General features: G+C 57.5%; 16 protein-coding genes. 8 read left to right on the top strand and 8 right to left on the bottom strand.

The features are described from left to right. The first annotated feature begins 22 nt into the window (after positions 1-22). A complete protein-coding gene (locus tag ACR0IO_RS16890; RefSeq protein ID WP_480742857.1) occupies positions 23-847 on the top strand; it encodes a 2-keto-4-pentenoate hydratase in 825 nt (274 codons plus the stop codon). Position 848: 1 nt separating this feature from the next. Here ACR0IO_RS16890 and ACR0IO_RS16885 read toward each other — a convergent pair whose 3' ends face one another. The 4 genes from ACR0IO_RS16885 to ACR0IO_RS16870 are packed head-to-tail and all read right to left on the bottom strand — an operon-like array spanning position 849 to position 7,526. Further along, complete coding sequence (locus ACR0IO_RS16885; RefSeq protein WP_480742854.1) at positions 849-2,891, bottom strand: hypothetical protein; 2,043 nt, start codon at positions 2,889-2,891, stop codon at positions 849-851. Continuing rightward, entirely contained in the window at positions 2,888-5,650 is a 2,763-nt protein-coding gene (locus tag ACR0IO_RS16880; protein ID WP_480742852.1) for a DUF4159 domain-containing protein, read from the bottom strand. The genes ACR0IO_RS16885 and ACR0IO_RS16880 overlap by 4 nt, the downstream gene beginning before the upstream one ends. Further along, positions 5,647-6,522 carry a DUF58 domain-containing protein gene (locus ACR0IO_RS16875; protein ID WP_480742850.1) on the bottom strand — a complete coding sequence of 292 codons (876 nt, stop codon included), beginning with the start codon at positions 6,520-6,522 and terminating at the stop codon, positions 5,647-5,649. Before ACR0IO_RS16875 ends, ACR0IO_RS16880 begins: the two co-directional genes overlap by 4 nt. Then, a complete protein-coding gene (locus ACR0IO_RS16870; RefSeq protein ID WP_155146538.1) occupies positions 6,519-7,526 on the bottom strand; it encodes an AAA family ATPase in 1,008 nt (335 codons plus the stop codon). The genes ACR0IO_RS16875 and ACR0IO_RS16870 overlap by 4 nt, the downstream gene beginning before the upstream one ends. Before the next feature lie 64 nt (positions 7,527-7,590). Between ACR0IO_RS16870 and ACR0IO_RS16865 the strand changes: the two genes are divergently transcribed. Next, positions 7,591-8,172 carry a DUF1285 domain-containing protein gene (locus ACR0IO_RS16865; protein ID WP_480742846.1) on the top strand — a complete coding sequence of 194 codons (582 nt, stop codon included), beginning with the start codon at positions 7,591-7,593 and terminating at the stop codon, positions 8,170-8,172. Here the strand turns inward: ACR0IO_RS16865 and ACR0IO_RS16860 are convergent. Beyond that, complete coding sequence (locus tag ACR0IO_RS16860; protein ID WP_480742843.1) at positions 8,169-9,107, bottom strand: DMT family transporter; 939 nt, start codon at positions 9,105-9,107, stop codon at positions 8,169-8,171. The two genes, ACR0IO_RS16865 and ACR0IO_RS16860, sit on opposite strands and share 4 nt — an antisense overlap. Before the next feature lie 179 nt (positions 9,108-9,286). Between ACR0IO_RS16860 and ACR0IO_RS16855 the strand changes: the two genes are divergently transcribed. Then, on the top strand, positions 9,287-10,042 hold the full coding sequence (locus ACR0IO_RS16855; RefSeq protein WP_480742841.1) for a hydroxypyruvate isomerase family protein: 756 nt from the start codon (positions 9,287-9,289) through the stop codon (positions 10,040-10,042). Positions 10,043-10,115: 73 nt separating this feature from the next. Next, on the top strand, positions 10,116-10,346 hold the full coding sequence (locus tag ACR0IO_RS16850) for a DUF2798 domain-containing protein (RefSeq protein WP_170336241.1): 231 nt from the start codon (positions 10,116-10,118) through the stop codon (positions 10,344-10,346). Between the two features lie 50 nt (positions 10,347-10,396). Here the strand turns inward: ACR0IO_RS16850 and polA are convergent, their stop codons facing one another. Further along, complete coding sequence (gene polA / locus ACR0IO_RS16845; protein ID WP_480742838.1) at positions 10,397-13,201, bottom strand: DNA polymerase I; 2,805 nt, start codon at positions 13,199-13,201, stop codon at positions 10,397-10,399. A gap of 27 nt (positions 13,202-13,228) precedes the next feature. Here polA and ACR0IO_RS16840 point away from each other — a divergent pair, with 27 nt between their 5' ends. Continuing rightward, positions 13,229-13,720: a hypothetical protein gene (locus ACR0IO_RS16840; protein ID WP_480742836.1), complete on the top strand. Its 492-nt coding sequence runs from the start codon at positions 13,229-13,231 to the stop codon at positions 13,718-13,720. A gap of 7 nt (positions 13,721-13,727) precedes the next feature. On the opposite strand, the gene ACR0IO_RS16835 is transcribed toward ACR0IO_RS16840, so the two are convergent. After that, positions 13,728-13,904: a zinc-finger domain-containing protein gene (locus ACR0IO_RS16835; RefSeq protein WP_480742834.1), complete on the bottom strand. Its 177-nt coding sequence runs from the start codon at positions 13,902-13,904 to the stop codon at positions 13,728-13,730. A gap of 89 nt (positions 13,905-13,993) precedes the next feature. Here ACR0IO_RS16835 and ACR0IO_RS16830 point away from each other — a divergent pair, with 89 nt between their 5' ends. After that, the gene (locus ACR0IO_RS16830; RefSeq protein ID WP_480742832.1) at positions 13,994-14,986 is read left to right on the top strand and encodes an ABC transporter ATP-binding protein; all 993 of its coding nucleotides are present in this window, start codon (positions 13,994-13,996) and stop codon (positions 14,984-14,986) included. 3 nt (positions 14,987-14,989) lie between these two features. On the opposite strand, the gene ACR0IO_RS16825 is transcribed toward ACR0IO_RS16830, so the two are convergent. After that, entirely contained in the window at positions 14,990-15,457 is a 468-nt protein-coding gene (locus tag ACR0IO_RS16825) for a DUF1203 domain-containing protein (RefSeq protein WP_480742830.1), read from the bottom strand. Positions 15,458-15,618: 161 nt separating this feature from the next. Between ACR0IO_RS16825 and ACR0IO_RS16820 the strand changes: the two genes are divergently transcribed. Together ACR0IO_RS16820 and ACR0IO_RS16815 are read left to right on the top strand one after the other, a co-directional pair. Continuing rightward, positions 15,619-16,032, top strand: coding sequence for a group III truncated hemoglobin (locus ACR0IO_RS16820; protein ID WP_480742827.1), 414 nt, complete (start codon positions 15,619-15,621; stop codon positions 16,030-16,032). A 150-nt stretch (positions 16,033-16,182) separates the two neighbouring features. Next, on the top strand, positions 16,183-17,118 hold the full coding sequence (locus tag ACR0IO_RS16815; RefSeq protein WP_480742824.1) for a DMT family transporter: 936 nt from the start codon (positions 16,183-16,185) through the stop codon (positions 17,116-17,118). Positions 17,119-17,374 lie beyond the last annotated feature (256 nt).

The raw sequence follows: 17,374 nt of genomic DNA, 5'->3' as shown, positions 1-17,374 counted from the left end.
GCCTAAAATGCGTTGTTCATCATTGTTACTCGCTGTAGTCCTGGCATCGCAGGCCTCAGCAGATTGTGCATCAGATGCCGAGATCGCAGGCTTTGTGCAGGACTATCTCTCCAACACCGCAACTTCGGCGCTTGTTCCCGATGGAACCATGGACGACGCGCTTTGTACTCAGGCCAAACTGGTCACCGCGATGGAGCCGCATCTTGGTCCGGCCATCGGATACAAGGCCGGGCTGACGAGTAAACCTGCGCAAGAACGGTTTGGGGCGTCAGAGCCGGTACAGGGCGTTCTGTTTCGTGACATGATGTTGGAGGACCGCGCAACCATCCCAATCCAGTGGGGCGCGCGCCCCGTATTTGAGGCCGATCTGATCCTCGTCGTTGGTGATGCAGCCATCAATGAGGCAGACACACCCGAGGAGGTTATGGCCCACATTGGTTCGGTCCGCCCTTTCATCGAGTTGCCCGACCTGACGTTGGCCGAGGGTGAACCGATCACGCCAGTCACGCTGACCGCGATCGGCGTAGCGCCAAAATTGGGCATATTAGGGTCTGATATTCCGGTTTCCGATCCGGCGGCGATGACACAGGCACTTGAAAACATGACTGTGACACTCAGTGCGGCAGATGGTGAAGTTCTGGCGCAGGCTCCGGGCGCAGCGGTCATGGGCCATCCGGCGAACGCCGCCCTTTGGCTGAAGTCAAAAGGTATCGAGTTCAAACCTGGTGACCTGATTTCGGTCGGATCATTCGGACCATTGTTTCCACCGGCCAAAGGCAATGGCGGCGCATCGGTGACCTATAACGGTCTGCCCGGCAACCCCACAGTAAGCGTGAGTTTCGAATAGCCTATCGGCGACCCTCGCGCAGCCAACCAGCCAGAAGGAAACCACCAGCCAGCAGCAGAACCAGCCATGGCGGCAGCAGACCGGCCTGCGTCACATCACGGGTTTCATATGCATTGCGTGGTGTCAGACCAATCCAGCCCCGACCTGCAGCAGGACGCCCGGCGCGTACATTGCGGATCGAGGGTAATCCTTCCTCAAGACGGATGACGCCACCGCGCATCTGCGCTAAAGCGGGCTCCAGAATCTCTCCTGTCGCGATTGTACGCTCGAACTCTTTTGGAGCTGCAGGGCCCAGACCGATAACCGCAGAATGTTCCCCTTCCTGCAGGCGGTAGAGACCGATTTCGGGGCCAAAGTACTGCGCCTCAAACCGTCCCGGGGATATCTCTTCAAGCGTGATCTCAAGCGTATCGCCATTTGGCCGGGTCACGGTAACTGGTCCGACCTCATCATTCAGCGTCTGGCGGATGATGCGCATGGATTGGCCATTTGCCTCAGCCCACAGCGCCTCTTCTTCAAGCTCGGGCTCCTTCATCATCCAATGAGCCAGCCTGCGCAGCAGCTCCAGCTGCGGCCCACCACCTTCGAAACCCCGGCTCCAGAGCCAGGCATGATCCGATGCAAGCATGGCTACACGCCCCTCGCCCACACGATCCAGCACAAGCAATGGGCGATCATCCAGTCCGGTCATCAGCAACTCGCCCGAACGATGTTTCACATCGATCTGCCGCAACCATGCCCCCCATTCGTCAGGGTCGCCGAGGTTAGAGGTGACGGGATGACGTTCCCCCAGTTCGGTCACCATCGGAACGTAACGTTCTTCGATCACCCGCGCCGTGGGCTGGGCGGGCAGGATAGGCGCCAGAGGAGATCGGAAGATACTGTCGGCGGTTGCGAAATCCGGACCGGCGGCGATCAGAACCGCACCACCTTCGTTGATATAATTGGTGACATTGTCCAGATAAATTGCCGGCAGGATGCCACGCCGCTTGTAGCGATCAAAAATGATCAGGTCGAAATCGTTGATCTTTTCAAGAAACAGCTCACGCGTTGGAAAGGCGATCAGCGAAAGCTCATCGACCGGCACACCATCCTGCTTTTCCGGTGGCCGCAGAATGGTGAAATGTACAAGGTCGACCGAGCTGTCCGATTTCAGCAAGTTACGCCATGTGCGGCCACCCGGATGCGGCTCACCCGAGACCAGCAAAACTCGCAACCGATCACGCACGCCATTCATTTGAATCAGGGCGGTGTTGTTGCGCTCGGTCAGCTCATCTTCTGCCTCGGGAACCGTGAACTGAATGACATTGCGCCCTCCGTGGGGCAGTGTGATCGGCAATTCAACGTCGACACCGATGGGAATATTGAATTGCTCGGGCGCGCCACCATCCACCGAGATCTCAAGGGGGGCGGTCGTCGCACCAGCGGGTGATGCACCGCTGTCTTCAACCCGAAGGGTCAGGGTGACAGGTTCGCCGATAATCGCGAAAGCAGGCGCATTGCGGACGATCAGGCGGCGATCCCAATCCGTATCACGACCAGTTTGCAAAAGGTGCATCGGTGCTGGCAAATCAGGGGCCTGATCAGCGTCATGCACGATACCATCCGAAACCACCAGAACCCCTGCCACACGAGCACGTGGTTCTTCGGCCAGCGCTTCGTTCAGCGCGGCCATCACCTGCGTTCCTTCATCCCCATCGCTGTCGCCCACGCGGATGCGGCGCAGCTCCGTGTTTTCGCGAGATTCGATCTCGGCGGCCAGTTCGTCGGCAGCCTGTGCAGTCTGGTCTGCCCGATCCGAGAGGGTTTGGCTGGCGCTTTCATCTTCGATCATCAGAACGATATCGGTCAGCGGTGCACGGTCTTCGATTTGATAGACCGGCCCGGATAGCGCCGCGATCACGACCAGAGTCGCCAGCCCGCGCAATGCCCAACCCGACAGGCCACGCCATAGGGCCAGAATGATTCCGGAGACAGCAACCGCAGCGACGATGGCCAGAACCGGCCAGGGGATCAGCGGGTCGAATATAACTGTTCCGGTCATTGTCCCAACCTGTCCAGAAGGGCGGGCACGTGCACCTGATCGGATTTGTAGTTCCCGGTCAGCACATGCATCACCAGATTGACACCAAAGCGATTTGCAAGTTCTCGCTGTCTTTCACCCGCATAACCGCGACCCACCGGCAACAAGGACTGGCCATTGCGATCCACAGCCCATGCGCTGGCCCAGTCGTTACCGCCAATAACGACCGGAGTGACATTGTCGTTGAGATTGCGGAAAGGCATCCCCTCGATCTGCTCAGCGTCCAGAGGAGCCGCCTCGACCCAGACCTCGGTGCCGGAATAACGACCCGGAAAGTCCTGCAACAGGTAGAACGCACGGGTCAGCACGTGGTCACGCGGAACAGGCTCTAATGCTGGGATATTCAAGGGCGCAGCCAGCTGTTGCAGCTTACGACCGTTCGGACTTGAGGCACCAAATCCGGCAATATCAGCATCACGCGTATCAAACAGGATCATCCCACCCGACCGCAGGTAATTGTTGAGCTTGGCATAAGCCTCGGCCGAAGGTTGCGGCTGGTCAGGCGTGATCGGCCAGTAGAGTAGCGGAAAGAAGGCAAGCTCATCCCGCTCAAGATCCACACCGATTGGTTGGGCAGGCTCGACAGATGTGCGGTAGTACAAAGTCTGCGCAAGCCCGCGCATTCCTGCTTGTGCAACATCATCCACTTGCGTGTTTCCGGTCAGAACATGAGCGAGCACCAATTCCTGTGTGGACTCGACTGCGAACGCGTTCTCCTGAGCTGTTTGCGCATATGCTTCGGGCACGAGGAAAAATGCGCCCAGCGCAACAGCGGCGGCGCGTGCCAATCCCAAACGGCCCGACAGAGCAAGCGAGGCAATCACGTCTACGGTCAGCAATAGCAATGCGAGGCTCAGCAAGATGCCTCCGACCGGGGTTTCGGTACTGATTTCCTGTCCTTTGATCGGGACATCTGAGGGCCAGACAATCGGTGCCAGAACATCCTCTTCGGACAGAACATTCAGCGCGAGCTTCTGTTTACCGCTTTCATATAACCCCGGGCGCAGATCAGGCCCAATTTTTCCGGACACCAGTTCAACCCCGTCGACGCCACTAAGGTTGCCTGCATCTGACAGGCTGCCGAACCCATCAAGGATTTGGATTGGCTCCCATGTCGTGCCCTGCAATTGCGTCTCCTGCCGCGATTTGGCGGCTGAGGCGACGGCAAGACGGTCGAGCATTTCGACAAACAAGCCCGACAGAGGCAAGCTTGACCATTCGGCATCTGCTGTGACGTGGAACAGGACTACCTGACCCAATCCCAACGCTTTGCGTGTCACCAATGGCGTTCCGTCAGACAGCGAAGCGATGACGCGATCTGCCAGATTAGGGTCTGGCTGCGCCATAACCTGCGTCGTGACAGACACATCTTCCGGAATCTGCAAACCGTAGAACGGAGAGCCCTCGGTAAAGGGTGACAGTCCCTTGGCTTCTCCCCAACTCATCGCGCCACCGACCGATCGGCCACCGCTGCGCAGGCGCACCGGCAACAGCGTATCCTCTTCGTCTCGGCCCAGATCGCTTGCGGCCATTCGTGGCCCGGCGAAACGCAGAAGCAATCCGCCCTGCTCAACCCATTCAACCAATCCGCTCTGTTCGGCATCGGACAGTTTGGCCACATCCGCCAGCACAATCACGTCAGGATTGGCGGGCAGAACCTCCAACAGCCCGCCCTCGACAAAATCAGCAGTCGGGATCAGGACCTGAGTCAGATAATGCAGCGGAGACAACAGCTCGAGCCCTTCGCGGTTCAAAGACCCTGCAATCAGGGCTACCTCGCGCCGTCGCAGGCTGTCATCCGTCAGTGTGACGGTTCCTGCAGATCTCTGTCCCTGAATCTCAAACCGGGTAATCCGAGCGCGCAGCTCCGATGGAAGGGCCAGATCGACCTGAGCCTGCGTTGCGCCGCTTTCAAACTCAACTTCGGTTGATTGAAGAACACGCATGGCACCTGCAGGGTCGCGCCCCTGGGCCAGGACAGTGACATTGCTTGCCGGACCAGGCTCTGACCGCTGCACAGCCAACTGGATCACACCGTCCTGATAGGTTGCGGGTAAAACAGCCATAACCGGAAACTGAGACTGATACACCGTGACCTCTCCACGCGATTGCAGAGCTGCCAGAACCTGATCATGTGCCGAGTAGGACAGTCGATCACTGAACCAATGCGTATCAAATCCACCTTCGACCTGATCAAGCATTTCAATGGCTTGGCCAAGTTGCTCTTCCGTGGGTTGCCACGGCATCGGGATCAGCCCCGGCAAACGTCCACGCCAGGACTCGGCGGCCTGAAACACGGGTGGCTCGGGTTCGGTCAGGCTCAGGATCGATACGGGCCGGCCTGCGCGACCAGCCTCGGTCAGTTGTGCGTCGATCTGATCGAGTGTTGCAGACCAGCGTGTCGCCCCTGCCCAGCTGGCATCCAGCACCAGCAGCAAAGGCCCAGATCCGGTTTCATCTCGCGATGGGTTCAGGACAGGCCCTGCCAAGCCGATGATGATTGCTGCAGCGGCCAGCATGCGCAGTAGCAACAGCCACCACGGGGTACGGTCGGAAACGCTTTCGTCGTCTTTCAGACCCAGCAGAAGCGTAACCGCCGGGAACAGCCGACGGATTGGTGCAGGCGGGACTGCACGCAGGATGAGCCACAGGATAGGTAGGGTCAGAAGACCCAGCAAAATCCACGGCGCCGTAAAGCCGATCCCTGCAAGAACCGTCATCGCGCACCCCCGTCCAGGGCCCGATAGAGCCATAACAGAGCCGCTTGCGCACTATCTCCGGTATGATGCTGACCCAATTGCCAGCCTGTCGCCCGGCACAGTTTGGTCAGCGCGTCCTTTCGCTCGGCCAGACGGTCGAGATAACGTTCACGCAAATCACCTGCCTTCAGGGTTTCGTGTCTGACGGACCCCCCAACGCTTTCAAAAATCGTGCGCCCACGGTAGGGGAAGGTTTCCTCTCCCGGATCAAGAACCTGAAGCAGAGCTCCACGCACGCCACGATCGGCAGATTTAGTCAGCGCAAGCTCAACTTCATCAAGTGGGCCTAGAAAATCCGAGATGAACACCGCCCGCGCATGCGGGATCATCGCGCGGTGTTCCGGCGGGGAATAGTCGCTTTCGGCATCCTGCGACCAGGCCTGCGCCAACCGTATGATCTGCGCATTGCCGCGCCTGGGGGGAAGGGTGGTTCCGGTCAGGCCAACCCGCTCTCCACCGCGTACCAACAGGATCGCCGTCGCCAAGCCCAACAGCCGCGCACGATCTGCCTTGGTCGGCACGTTTTTATCCGAAGTGAAACGCATGGATGCGCCCTGATCGACCCACAGCATGATCGACTGGGCGATCTGCCACTCTCGTTCGCGTACGAACTGCTGATCCCCCCGGGCCGATCGACGGTGGTCGATCATTCGGCGGCTATCCCCGATCTGTGCGGGGCGGTATTGCCAGAAGTCATCGCCCAAACCAGCGCGCCGCCGACCATGATCGCCCAGTAGAACGGTGCCGGCCAGATGTTCGGCCTGCGCCAAAAGCGGTGGCAGCCGGGACGCCTCGGCCTCAGATCTTTCGCGAAGGGTCAGCGCGGCATTCACGCCGCAGCCTCAGTCCGGACCAGGCCGGCTGCTGTGGTTTCGATCAAGTTTGCAAGGCTGTCGCCACGCGCACGCGCAGCGAAGTTCAGCGCCATCCGGTGGCTAAGTACCGGACGCGCCATGTCCAGGACATCCTCGGTATTCGGAGCCAGCCGCCCTTGCAGCATTGCCCGTGCCCGAACCGTCATCATCAGCGCTTGTGCCGCACGCGGGCCGGGGCCCCAGGCGACGGTTTCGGCAACACGTTCGGAAACACCCGGTTCTTCGGGCCGGAAAGCCCGAACCAGATCGAGGATCAGCTCGACCACGGATTCCCCAACGGGCATTCGCCGCAACAGGACCTGAGCGGCCAGCAGCTCTTCTTTTGTGAAAATCTGGCTCGCCTCATCTTCCTCGACCCCTGTCGTGGCCAACAGAATGTCGCGTTCGGTCTGACGATCCGGATATTCGACGTCGATCTGAACAAGGAACCGGTCAAGCTGCGCCTCGGGCAGCGGATAGGTGCCCTCCTGTTCAATCGGGTTCTGCGTCGCCAGCACATGGAAGGGCACACCCAATGAGCGGTCTTCACCAGCCACGGTTACTGTGCGTTCCTGCATCGCCTGTAGCAGGGCCGACTGGGTCCGCGGGCTGGCACGGTTGATCTCATCCGCCATCAGCAATTCACAGAAAATCGGTCCCGGAATGAAACGAAAATGGCGGCTGCCATCCTCGGCGGTATCCAGAACTTCGGACCCAAGGATGTCTGCAGGCATCAAATCAGGCGTAAACTGGATGCGATTTCCGTGCAAGCCCATCACGGTCGACAGGGTCTCGACCAGTCGCGTCTTGCCAAGACCCGGCAGACCGATCAACAAAGCGTGACCTCCACACAAAAGAGAGGTCAGGGTCAGGTCAACAACCCTCTCCTGCCCGATGAAGCGTCGGGTAATCGAGGACTTTGCCTCTTGTAGCTTGTTTTCCAGCGCTTCGATCTCGACTACGAGGTCGGCAGGTTCGGTCATGACTTTCCCTTCCGTGGACTAATATGATTGAAGTGTATCGCGCTGAGAGGAAATGGCAAAAGCAATGAGCGGACAAAAACCTGTGACCCCTTCACCTGATGGTCTGGCAGCCTCAGTCAATGCGGCCAAAACCAAGGGTTTACCCCCTGTTCACCTGTGGAATCCTCCATTTTGCGGCGATCTCGACATGCAGATCAAAAAAGATGGTACCTGGACTTACATGGGGTCACCGATCAATCGGTTCGAGTTGGTAAAGCTTTTTTCTTCAATTCTTAAGAAAGAAGACGGCAGATATTATCTGGTTACCCCTGTCGAGAAGGTGGGAATCACCGTCGAGGATGCTCCTTTCGTCGCAGTGGACTTTGACCGTTCCGGCGACGGTGAAGCGCAGAACCTAAACTTTACGACCCATGTTGGCGACACCGCCATTGCTGGTGCAGAGCATCCTATTCGCATCGTCATCGATCCGGAAACAGATGAGCCTTCTCCATACATATTGGTTCGCTCAAACCTTGAGGCGCGGATTGATCGCAAGAGCTTTTATCGGCTTGTGGACATCGGGGCGCATCACGATGATTGGTTCGGCGTCTGGTCCGGGGGACAGTTCTTCCCGCTAATCCCATCGGCCGAGCTAGATTCCGTTTAGACCGTTTGCGTGGTCTTCCGATCCTGAGCCAGCACCACGGCCAGCGCAACAATTCCTGCCCCAAGCGCGCGTGTCCAGTTCCATTCTTCACCCAGCATCACCAGAATCACCATCACGTAAAATGGGGCGATGTTGATGTGGAATGAACTCAGCGCCACGCCAAGCTTGCTTATTGACGAGACAAACAGAACCTGGCTGAGACCAAGAGCGACAAGCGCATAAATCGCCAGCATGCCTGCTTGCTGCATATCAAACGGGGCAGATGGCGCGATCTCGGTACCCATCTGTCCTGCCCCGATCAGCAGAACAGAGGTCACCAGAAGCCCTCCAACAAGTGTGATCGAACTGCGCCCGACCTGACTCAACTCGGGAAAGTCTCGCGCGGTTGCCATACCGCCCCAGCAAAACAGAACAGTCGACAGGATCGCGCAGGCAGCACCCAGCCCCAGTTGTTCGGGAACTGCAGCGCTGGTTGCTATCAATCCACCAATGATCGAAGCCACCAAACCAAAGGCAAAATTCCACCTCAGGCGACGCGCTCCGGTGCGTATTTCCAGCAAGGTCGCAATCAGAGGCGCGGAAGAGGCGATGATCGCCACCGTAACCGGGTCTGTCAGCTTCTGAGCAAGAAGCAAAAGAAACATGGCCAGGCCGAAACCCAAGCCACCAACCCACATTGCACGCGCCCAACGGGCACGCCGGACGCGGGATGGCCCGTCAACCAGCAGCCAGATCGGTACCATGACCGCCACGGCCAGCGCCAGGCGGGCGACAATCAAAGCAATGGGCGGCCAGGTTTGCAACAAAATCTCGGCCGCGGGAAAACCGGCAGCCCAGGTCAGCATTGACCCAACAGCCAATGAATTGCCCGACAGCGCTGTACGCCGATCGCCAGACGCAATCAGGGTGTTCCCGCGAACGGGTTCCGGGCTCATAGCCATTTATTCAGACCTTCCACTGACACGGCGCCTATAAAATGATTCGCCGCGATGGCCCGAATGTCCCTGATTTGATATCGGTGATCTGGCTAATTTTCGACACTCTGTCGTTTTCAGGCTCTTTCCCGAAAAACACCTGACCGCTAAGGTCCGCCCATCGATACCCGAGACGATACATGCCCAAATTTGCTGCCAATATCTCGTTGCTCTTCAAAGAGCTTCCTTACCTTGACCGGTTTCAGGCCGCCGCAAGTGCCGGGTTCAAGGCTGTTGAGATCCTGTTCCCGTACGATCTGGCAGCCAAGGAAACGCGACGCGCTCTCCTGGCGAACGGATTGGAGTTGGTGCTGATCAATGCACCACCGCCGAACTACACCGGAGGCGAACCCGGATATGCGGCCGTCCCCGGCGGAGAGGCCCGGTTTCAATCCGACATACGCCGCGTTCTGCGCTACGCCGATGTGCTGCAACCGGGGTTGATCCATGTGATGTCAGGATACGCCAAGGGTTCTGAGGCATTTGAGTGCTTTGTAAAAAACCTCCAATGGGCCGCAGATTTTGCACCGCATCAGCATTTCACCATCGAACCTCTTAATCGCATTTCGCAGCCGGACTACTTTCTGTGCGACTACGACCTTGCAGAACAGGTGTTGGATCAGGTCAATCGTCCCAATGTTGGCCTGCAATATGACAGTTTTCACGCGCATATGATCCACGGCAACGCTTTGTCGATCTGGGAGCGGTTTCGACATCGCATCGTTCACGTACAGATCGGCGCAGCTCCGAACCGGTCGGAACCGATATTGGACAGCCCGGGATTCCCGTCGCTGTTTGATGCAATGGACCAGAGCGGCTACGAGGGATGGGTTAGTGCAGAATACTTTCCTTCGGCCAAACGAACCGAAGACACTCTGCACTGGTTGCGCGGGTAATGTGCACAGACGCACTGGATTTCCGCCATCTGATCACTGCAAATAGGGCGTCGTCTGACCAAGGACCAATCAAATGATACCCGCCCGATTTGCCCACGCCGTATTTGGATTGATCATGTCCGGCCTGATGTCCTGTATCGTCACCGGCATTGCAACGCTGAAAGCGATCGGTTTCGGCCCCTCAACACTCGGCGATTGGATGGCATCCTGGGCATTTTGCTGGCCCATTGCGTTCACAGTCATCCTGTTGCTTGGCCCCGCCGTAAAACGGCTGGTCGGGCGCATGGTCAGGCCTGAGGCCTGACCCGACGCGCAGAGGGCCCATCGGGCTTGATGAGCGGCGCAGCCGAGGTATCAGTGCGCCTCGGCCCAGTTTGCGCCTTGTCCGGCATCCACGCTTAGCTTCACATCCAGCTTCACTGCCGGGTCAGAGGCACCTTCCATCACATCGCGCGCAACGTCGATCACCTGGTCCACCGAATCCTCGGCAACTTCGAACAGCAATTCGTCGTGCACCTGCAGCAGCATCTTTGCAGGCAAACCGTTGATGGCATCCGGCATCCGCACCATCGCGCGCCGGATCACATCCGCCGCTGTGCCCTGTATCGGCGCGTTGATCGCTGCCCTGCGCGAGAACCCCGCATGCGGTCCCTTGGCGTTGATTTCAGGCGTATGGATTTTGCGACCGAACAGCGTCTGCACATAGCCGTGCTCTTTGGCGAACGCGACCGTGTCATCCATGTATTTCCGGATACCTGGGAAGCGTTCGAAATAGCGATCAATGAACCCCTGCGCCTCGGCCCGCGGAATGCGCAGGTTACGCGCCAGACCAAAGCCGGAAATGCCATAGATCACACCAAAGTTGATCGCTTTGGCCTGACGGCGAATATCCGGCGTCATCTCATCCAGCGGAACATCGAACATCTCTGACGCTGTCATCGCATGAATGTCCAACCCATCGGCAAACGCCTGTTTCAAGGCCGGAATATCCGCAATATGGGCCAGAATACGAAGTTCGATCTGGCTGTAGTCAAGGCTGACCAGCACATTCCCCGGCTCAGCAATAAACGCCTCACGAATGCGCCGCCCTTCTTCGGTGCGAACAGGAATGTTCTGCAGGTTGGGGTCGGTCGAGGCCAGGCGACCAGTATTGGCCCCGGTAATCGAATAAGACGTATGCACCCGCCTCGTATCCGGATTGATATGGGTTTGCAGCGCATCGGTGTAAGTCGACTTCAGCTTGGATAGCTGACGCCAATCCAGCACCCGACGCGGCAATTCATGCTCAGTCGCCAGATCCTCGAGAACGTCCGCGCCTGTTGAATACTTCCCGGTCTTGCCCTTCTTGCCGCCTTCCAGCCCCATCTTGTCGAACAGGATCTCACCCAGCTGCGCGGGCGAGCCAACGTTGAAGTTCTCACCTGCCAATTCGTGGATTTCAGCCTCTAATCCAGCCATTTTCTGCGCAAAGGCATTCGACATACGGCTCAGGACATCGCGGTCGACCTTGATGCCATACATTTCCATCTGGGCCAGAACTGGCACCAGTGGGCGTTCGAGCGTCTCGTAAACCGTTGTCACCTGGACCTGATGCAATTGCGGCTTGAACAGCTTCCACAGGCGCAAAGTGATGTCGGCATCTTCAGCCGCATAGGCAGTCGCCTCGTCAATCGGCACCTTGTCAAAGGTGATCGCGGATTTGCCTGTTCCCAGCAGCGGTTTGATCGGGATCGGCGTATGGCTCAGATACCGCTCGGACAGCGTATCCATACCGTGGCCATGCTCACCACCATGCATTGCGTAAGACATCAGCATCGTGTCGTCGATCGGCGCAACAGACACCCCGTAACGCTTAAAAATCTTGGCATCATACTTCATGTTCTGCCCGATCTTCAGGATCGACGGATCCTCGAACATCGGTTTGAGCAGGGTTAGAGCCTCATCGAGCGGCATTTGCCCCTCGGCGAGCGCGTCTGAGCCGAACAGATCATCCGCCGCCCCGTCGCGATGAGTCAGTGGGATGTAGCAGGCCTCACCGGCTTCAACGCAAAGCGAAATGCCCACCAGATCGGCAATCATTTCGTTCAGACCGGTGGTTTCCGTGTCCACGGCGACCCAGCCACGCTCATAGGCCTGATCAATCCACTTCTGCAGCGCAGCCGCATCCCGCACGCATTCATATTTGGATGCATCGAATGGGATTGCTGCGGCCTCTTCCACTTCGGCGACAGGCGCGGGTGCATCAGCTATCACTGGCGCCTCGGCCCCCAGCTTGTCAGCGATGCGCTTGGTCAGCGTGCGGAACTCCATTTCCGCCAGAAAACCCAGCAGCGTATCCGGCTCAGGGTCTTTCACCTCAAGATCATCCAGTGTGAAATCCAGCGGCGTGTTCTCGTCCAGCTGCACCAGCTTCTTCGACAGCTCGATCTGATCGCGCTTTTCGATCAGGGTTTGGCGACGCTTGGGTTGTTTGATCTCTTCCGCCCGGTCCAACAGCGTTTCCAGATCACCATATTCGTTGATCAACAGCGCCGCGGTCTTGACCCCGATCCCCGGCGCACCGGGCACGTTATCCACGCTGTCCCCGGCCAGCGCCTGAACGTCCACAACCCGTTCCGGCCCGACACCAAACTTCTCGAACACCCCATCCCGGTCGATGCGCTTGTTCTTCATCGCGTCCAGCATCTCGACCCCATCACCGACGAGCTGCATCAGGTCCTTGTCCGAACTGACGATGGTGACACGCCCACCCGCCTCACGCGCCTGAACGGCGAGGGTCGCGATGATGTCGTCCGCCTCATATCCCTCCAGCTCTTTGCAGGCGATATTGAACGCTTTGGTCGCCTCGCGGGTCAGCGGCATCTGCGGGCGCAGATCCTCGGGCATCGCCTCGCGATTGGCTTTGTAAAGGTCGTAAAGGTCGTTGCGGAAGGTGTGCGAACCCTTGTCAAAGATCACCGCCACATGGGTCGGTGCATCCGGGCCGGCGTTCCCTTCGACATATTTCTGCAGCATATTGCAGAAGCCCGAAACAGCACCGATCGGCAGCCCGTCCGACTTCCGCGTCAGCGGTGGCAGAGCGTGATAAGCCCGAAAGATAAAGGCCGATCCGTCGATCAAATGCAGGTGACAGCCTTTTCCGAATTCGCTCTTGCTCATGCTGGTGCGCCTCATAAGATCGTGGTCATGTTCAGTCTGCACGTTTTATCGGCCATCGCGCCCGCAACCGCAATCACTCTCGTGGCCACATCGGTATTGGCAGGCCCGAAACTGCCTTCCGACTGCGTTGGCACAGTTAACAGCACCTCCAACTGCGCACCGATTCTGGCATGTCTGGGGGATAGCGGTATCTACTTCACAGGTCGCGCCATTGGTTGGGGAAGCGGCACCCACGCCGGGCGCACCAGTGCTGATTTCGGGTGCCATGGCGAGTGGACGGCAAACGGAAGTTTCGGCTTTGGGGAAGCCACGCTTGAATGCGACAATGGGCTGACCGGGCGCGCCTTTTTCACCTACCAGCATCCGGAAACCGGCACCGCCAGCGGTCTGGGCATGCTTAGCAATGGTGAGTCATTTCACGTATGGTCCGGCACCAATGTTGATCAGTTTCTGATCAACAAATATGGCGATATAGATACAGGCGCGCTGTGTCAGAGTTTTGCCAAACCTGGGGTCTGACAAGCAATCAAACCTGTTCCCTGCCCTTCAGCACATATTTGCAGTCGCAATAAGGGCATTCGACCCAGCCTGTGTCTTCGGGAATTTGCAACCAGACGCGCGGATGGCCCAAAGCCCCTTCGCCACCGTCACAGGCGATCCGGCTTTTGTCGACGATCTTGGTTTCCGGCGCTTCGATAGTCATCGCTGGCGATCCTTCACTGGTTGTCGGCCTCGCGGGCATGCATTAGGTGCGTTTATGAGCGATGAGCAAACCGGGGGCAAGGGCCACAGATGACCGACGCGGCGATCAGTATCAAAGGGTTGCGAAAAACCTATCGCGGCAGCAAAGGCCAGCCGGAAAAACACGCGCTCAAAGGCATCGACCTGACCGTTCCCCGAGGCTCTGTCTTTGGTTTGCTGGGACCAAACGGCGCCGGGAAATCCACACTCATCAACATCTTGGCCGGGCTGGTTGTTAAGACGTCGGGTCAGGTCTCGATCTGGAGTCTAGATCAGGATCAGAACCCCCGCCAGTCACGGGCTGCCATTGGTGTGATGCCACAGGAACTGAATCTTGATCCGTTCTTTACGCCACGTGGAGCACTGGAAGTTCAGGCCGGTCTATATGGGGTGCCCAAGTCTGAGCGGCGCAGCGACGATATCCTCGAGCTGGTGGGATTGAGCGATAAGGCCGAGGCCTATGCCCGAACCCTTTCGGGTGGGATGCGTCGGCGGTTGCTGCTTGCAAAGGCACTGGTTCATCATCCCAAAGTGCTGGTTCTGGATGAACCAACTGCAGGTGTGGATATCGAGTTGCGTCAAATGCTTTGGACCAATGTGCGTAAGCTGAACGAACAAGGCATGACCATCATTCTCACCACTCACTACCTGGAAGAAGCACAGGAAATGTGTGACGAGATCGCCATCATCAATCACGGTGAAAAAGTTGCGCAGGACAGTACCGCAAATCTGCTGGGACAGATGGACCGCCGGACTATCGTGATCGTGCCCGACGCCCCAATTGCTGAACTCCCAGATTCTGAAGGCGTAAAGGCCACTCTGCGCGAAGATGGCAGTCTTGCGTTGCATTACCAAAGTAACGCGACAAGCGCCGAGCAAGTGTTGGAGTCCGTACGGGAGGCTGACATCCGCATTCGGGACGTGCGAACCGAAGAAGCTGATCTCGAGGATGTGTTTTTCGCACTCACATCCAACCGATCGGATGATCCCCCGGCCGACGATCAATCGAAGCCACGCCGGGGAATGCACCGCGTCAAACTGTGATCGTCACGCCCGGTCGATCCGCGCCTGATAACAATTGTTCCGCGCCGAACGCACATGGATGTAGGCCACATCCGAACGGGTGAATATCTCGGAGATAGCTGATCCCATCTGGTTTGTCGGTGCGATGACCCCGGTCCCATAGACGATCCGGTCATCATGCCCGTACCCCTTGATCAGATAGTCGGGGGAAGAGGTCAGCACTTCAGGCATGCCTTCGCTTTCTGAATGCCGCTTACATGGTTTGGCGCAAAGAAAGATCGGACCGGTTTCCGCATAAGGATGTGTCTCTGAAAAAGGCCGATGTGCCAGAATCAACATCTCTTCACCCTCAGGAATATGCTGCAGGCAATGGCGGCAAGGATTGCCATTTCCATTCGATATCGCCCGCTCTGGGGCAGTTCCATACGCGTCAGGTGCACCTGTCTGATAGGCCCGGACATCATCGGTTGGCAGGGCAGTTATCTTGTACATCACAGATCTCCTTCGTTACTGCGAAGGTGCCTGTGAAGCGGGTTCCAAGCGACCCGTTTCCTGCGCATAGAGGGAAGACCCGCGACAATGCTGCCTCTGTGAGATCGTGCGCGGAATAGCTATCGAGGCGTTATAGCCACATCTCAGGGCAAATCTCGAAAATGACCAATCCTGTCAGACCTCCCCGCTTTCCAGCGACGCCCGAACAAATCGCGTCTCAGGTAGAGGCGTTTTATGCACGTGTCCGGCAAGACGAGTCACTTGGGCCCGTTTTTGGCAATCATGTCCGGAACTGGCCAGAACACGAAGAAAAGATCGCCGCGTTTTGGCGCAATGCGATCTTGTTCGAACGTTGTTACGACGGAAACCCCCAGCGCGTTCATATCGAACGTTCCGACGTCTCTCCTGAACTCTTTGAACGCTGGCTTGATCTGTTTGAAACTGTGGCCACACAAACGCTGCCACCTGAAACCGCGATTCCGTGGGTCGCTCTTGCCCGCCGCATTGGTGTCGGCATGAAGGCCGGTGTCACTGCCGCGCGGCAACCTGCCGGAGCTCCTCCAATCCTGCGCTGAACGGGGCTAAGTTATCATAGATTGCGCATGTTAGCGATAAAGTTTGGGCTGTCAGACTCTGTTGATAGGGTTTAAGCAGCATATGGCGACATTGGTTCCCGCCGTGTCTGCCACCTAGCACGCCGCCACAGATTGCCCGAGGCCGATCAGATGAACAGTCCAAATGCCACCCTTCAGGGCCTTGGTTATGCCTTTCTGGGATTTGCAGTTTTCGCGACACACGACGCGCTAATCAAGTATCTTGGCGCGACCTATTCGGTGTTGCAGATCATTTTCTTCGCAACACTGTTTTCATTTGTTCCAATGGCCGTGACCATACTGGCAGACCGAACAAGTGATAACTTCAGGCCGCGTCACCCCTGGCTGGTCCTTCTGAGGTCGGCCTTAATGGTCACCTCTATGTCCTGCGCATTCTATTCGTTCTCAGTCCTACCTCTGGCCGAGGTCTATTCACTGCTGTTTTCGTTCCCACTCATCGTGACGGTATTGTCCATTCCGATCCTCGGGGAAGTTGTCCGTGCGCAGCGCTGGGCTGCGGTAGGCGTCGGATTGATCGGTGTTTTAATTGTCCTTCGCCCGGGAGCTACCGAAATCACTCTGGGGCATGTCGCAGCACTGACAGCCGCGTTCTGCAGCGCCTTTGCATCGGTTCTGGTAAGAAAGATCGGAAACGAAGAGCGCTCAGCCGTTCTGATCCTGTATCCTTTGCTTCTGGCCATCATACTCATGAGCCTGGCCCAGCCTGCCGTTTATCAACCTCCCTCTCTGACACATCTGGGCATGATGGCGTTGGTCGGAGTTTTCTCGGTGATCGCGCAACACCTGATCATTCTGGCGTATCGGGCCGCCCCTGCCGGTGCTGTTGCGCCAAGTCAGTATACTCAGATAATCTGGGCAACGATCTTTGGAGCGGTATTCTTTGGTGAACGGCCAGATGCCTGGGTTGCCGTTGGGGCCAGTATCATCATTGCCTCAGGTGTATTTGTTGTGTGGCGGGAAAGCCGTACAAACGTGTCACCCAATAAACCAGTGCTGCGCATTCGGTCACCTCGGGCTGATACAGGTGCCTCTAGGCCGGGTAAATAATACCGTTTCTACCGGGAAGTTCTGACAAATGCCCCATCGCATTTGGTAGATGGCCATATGCCTCGTTTCATCTTGTTGTTCGGTATTTAGTTTTCAGCCGTCGACCTTAGATCCGCTTGTTTCTGACACGTCAAACTGAGAGCGTTCTATGATCTTTTTGTAGATTTTGGTTTCGGGAGTATGATTTGAACCTGTGCGCTTCAGGTTATGAGCCTGACGATGTGAAGACGTGGAGCAATTGATCCGGGGGATCAAT

It is taken from the genome of Ruegeria sp. CE12, from assembly GCF_056537525.1.
This window is presented reverse-complemented; position numbering and strand designations above follow the sequence as displayed.

Coding starts and splice junctions, on each gene's coding strand:
- ACR0IO_RS16885 (WP_480742854.1), bottom strand. CDS start 2,891: ATGACCGGAACAGTTATATTCGACCCGCTGATCCCCTGGCCGGTTCTG.
- ACR0IO_RS16880 (WP_480742852.1), bottom strand. CDS start 5,650: ATGACGGTTCTTGCAGGGATCGGCTTTACGGCGCCGTGGATTTTGCTG.
- ACR0IO_RS16870 (WP_155146538.1), bottom strand. CDS start 7,526: ATGACCGAACCTGCCGACCTCGTAGTCGAGATCGAAGCGCTGGAAAAC.
- ACR0IO_RS16865 (WP_480742846.1), top strand. CDS start 7,591: ATGAGCGGACAAAAACCTGTGACCCCTTCACCTGATGGTCTGGCAGCC.
- ACR0IO_RS16860 (WP_480742843.1), bottom strand. CDS start 9,107: ATGAGCCCGGAACCCGTTCGCGGGAACACCCTGATTGCGTCTGGCGAT.
- ACR0IO_RS16855 (WP_480742841.1), top strand. CDS start 9,287: ATGCCCAAATTTGCTGCCAATATCTCGTTGCTCTTCAAAGAGCTTCCT.
- ACR0IO_RS16850 (WP_170336241.1), top strand. CDS start 10,116: ATGATACCCGCCCGATTTGCCCACGCCGTATTTGGATTGATCATGTCC.
- polA (WP_480742838.1), bottom strand. CDS start 13,201: ATGAGCAAGAGCGAATTCGGAAAAGGCTGTCACCTGCATTTGATCGAC.
- ACR0IO_RS16840 (WP_480742836.1), top strand. CDS start 13,229: ATGTTCAGTCTGCACGTTTTATCGGCCATCGCGCCCGCAACCGCAATC.
- ACR0IO_RS16835 (WP_480742834.1), bottom strand. CDS start 13,904: ATGACTATCGAAGCGCCGGAAACCAAGATCGTCGACAAAAGCCGGATC.
- ACR0IO_RS16830 (WP_480742832.1), top strand. CDS start 13,994: ATGACCGACGCGGCGATCAGTATCAAAGGGTTGCGAAAAACCTATCGC.
- ACR0IO_RS16825 (WP_480742830.1), bottom strand. CDS start 15,457: ATGTACAAGATAACTGCCCTGCCAACCGATGATGTCCGGGCCTATCAG.
- ACR0IO_RS16820 (WP_480742827.1), top strand. CDS start 15,619: ATGACCAATCCTGTCAGACCTCCCCGCTTTCCAGCGACGCCCGAACAA.
- ACR0IO_RS16815 (WP_480742824.1), top strand. CDS start 16,183: ATGAACAGTCCAAATGCCACCCTTCAGGGCCTTGGTTATGCCTTTCTG.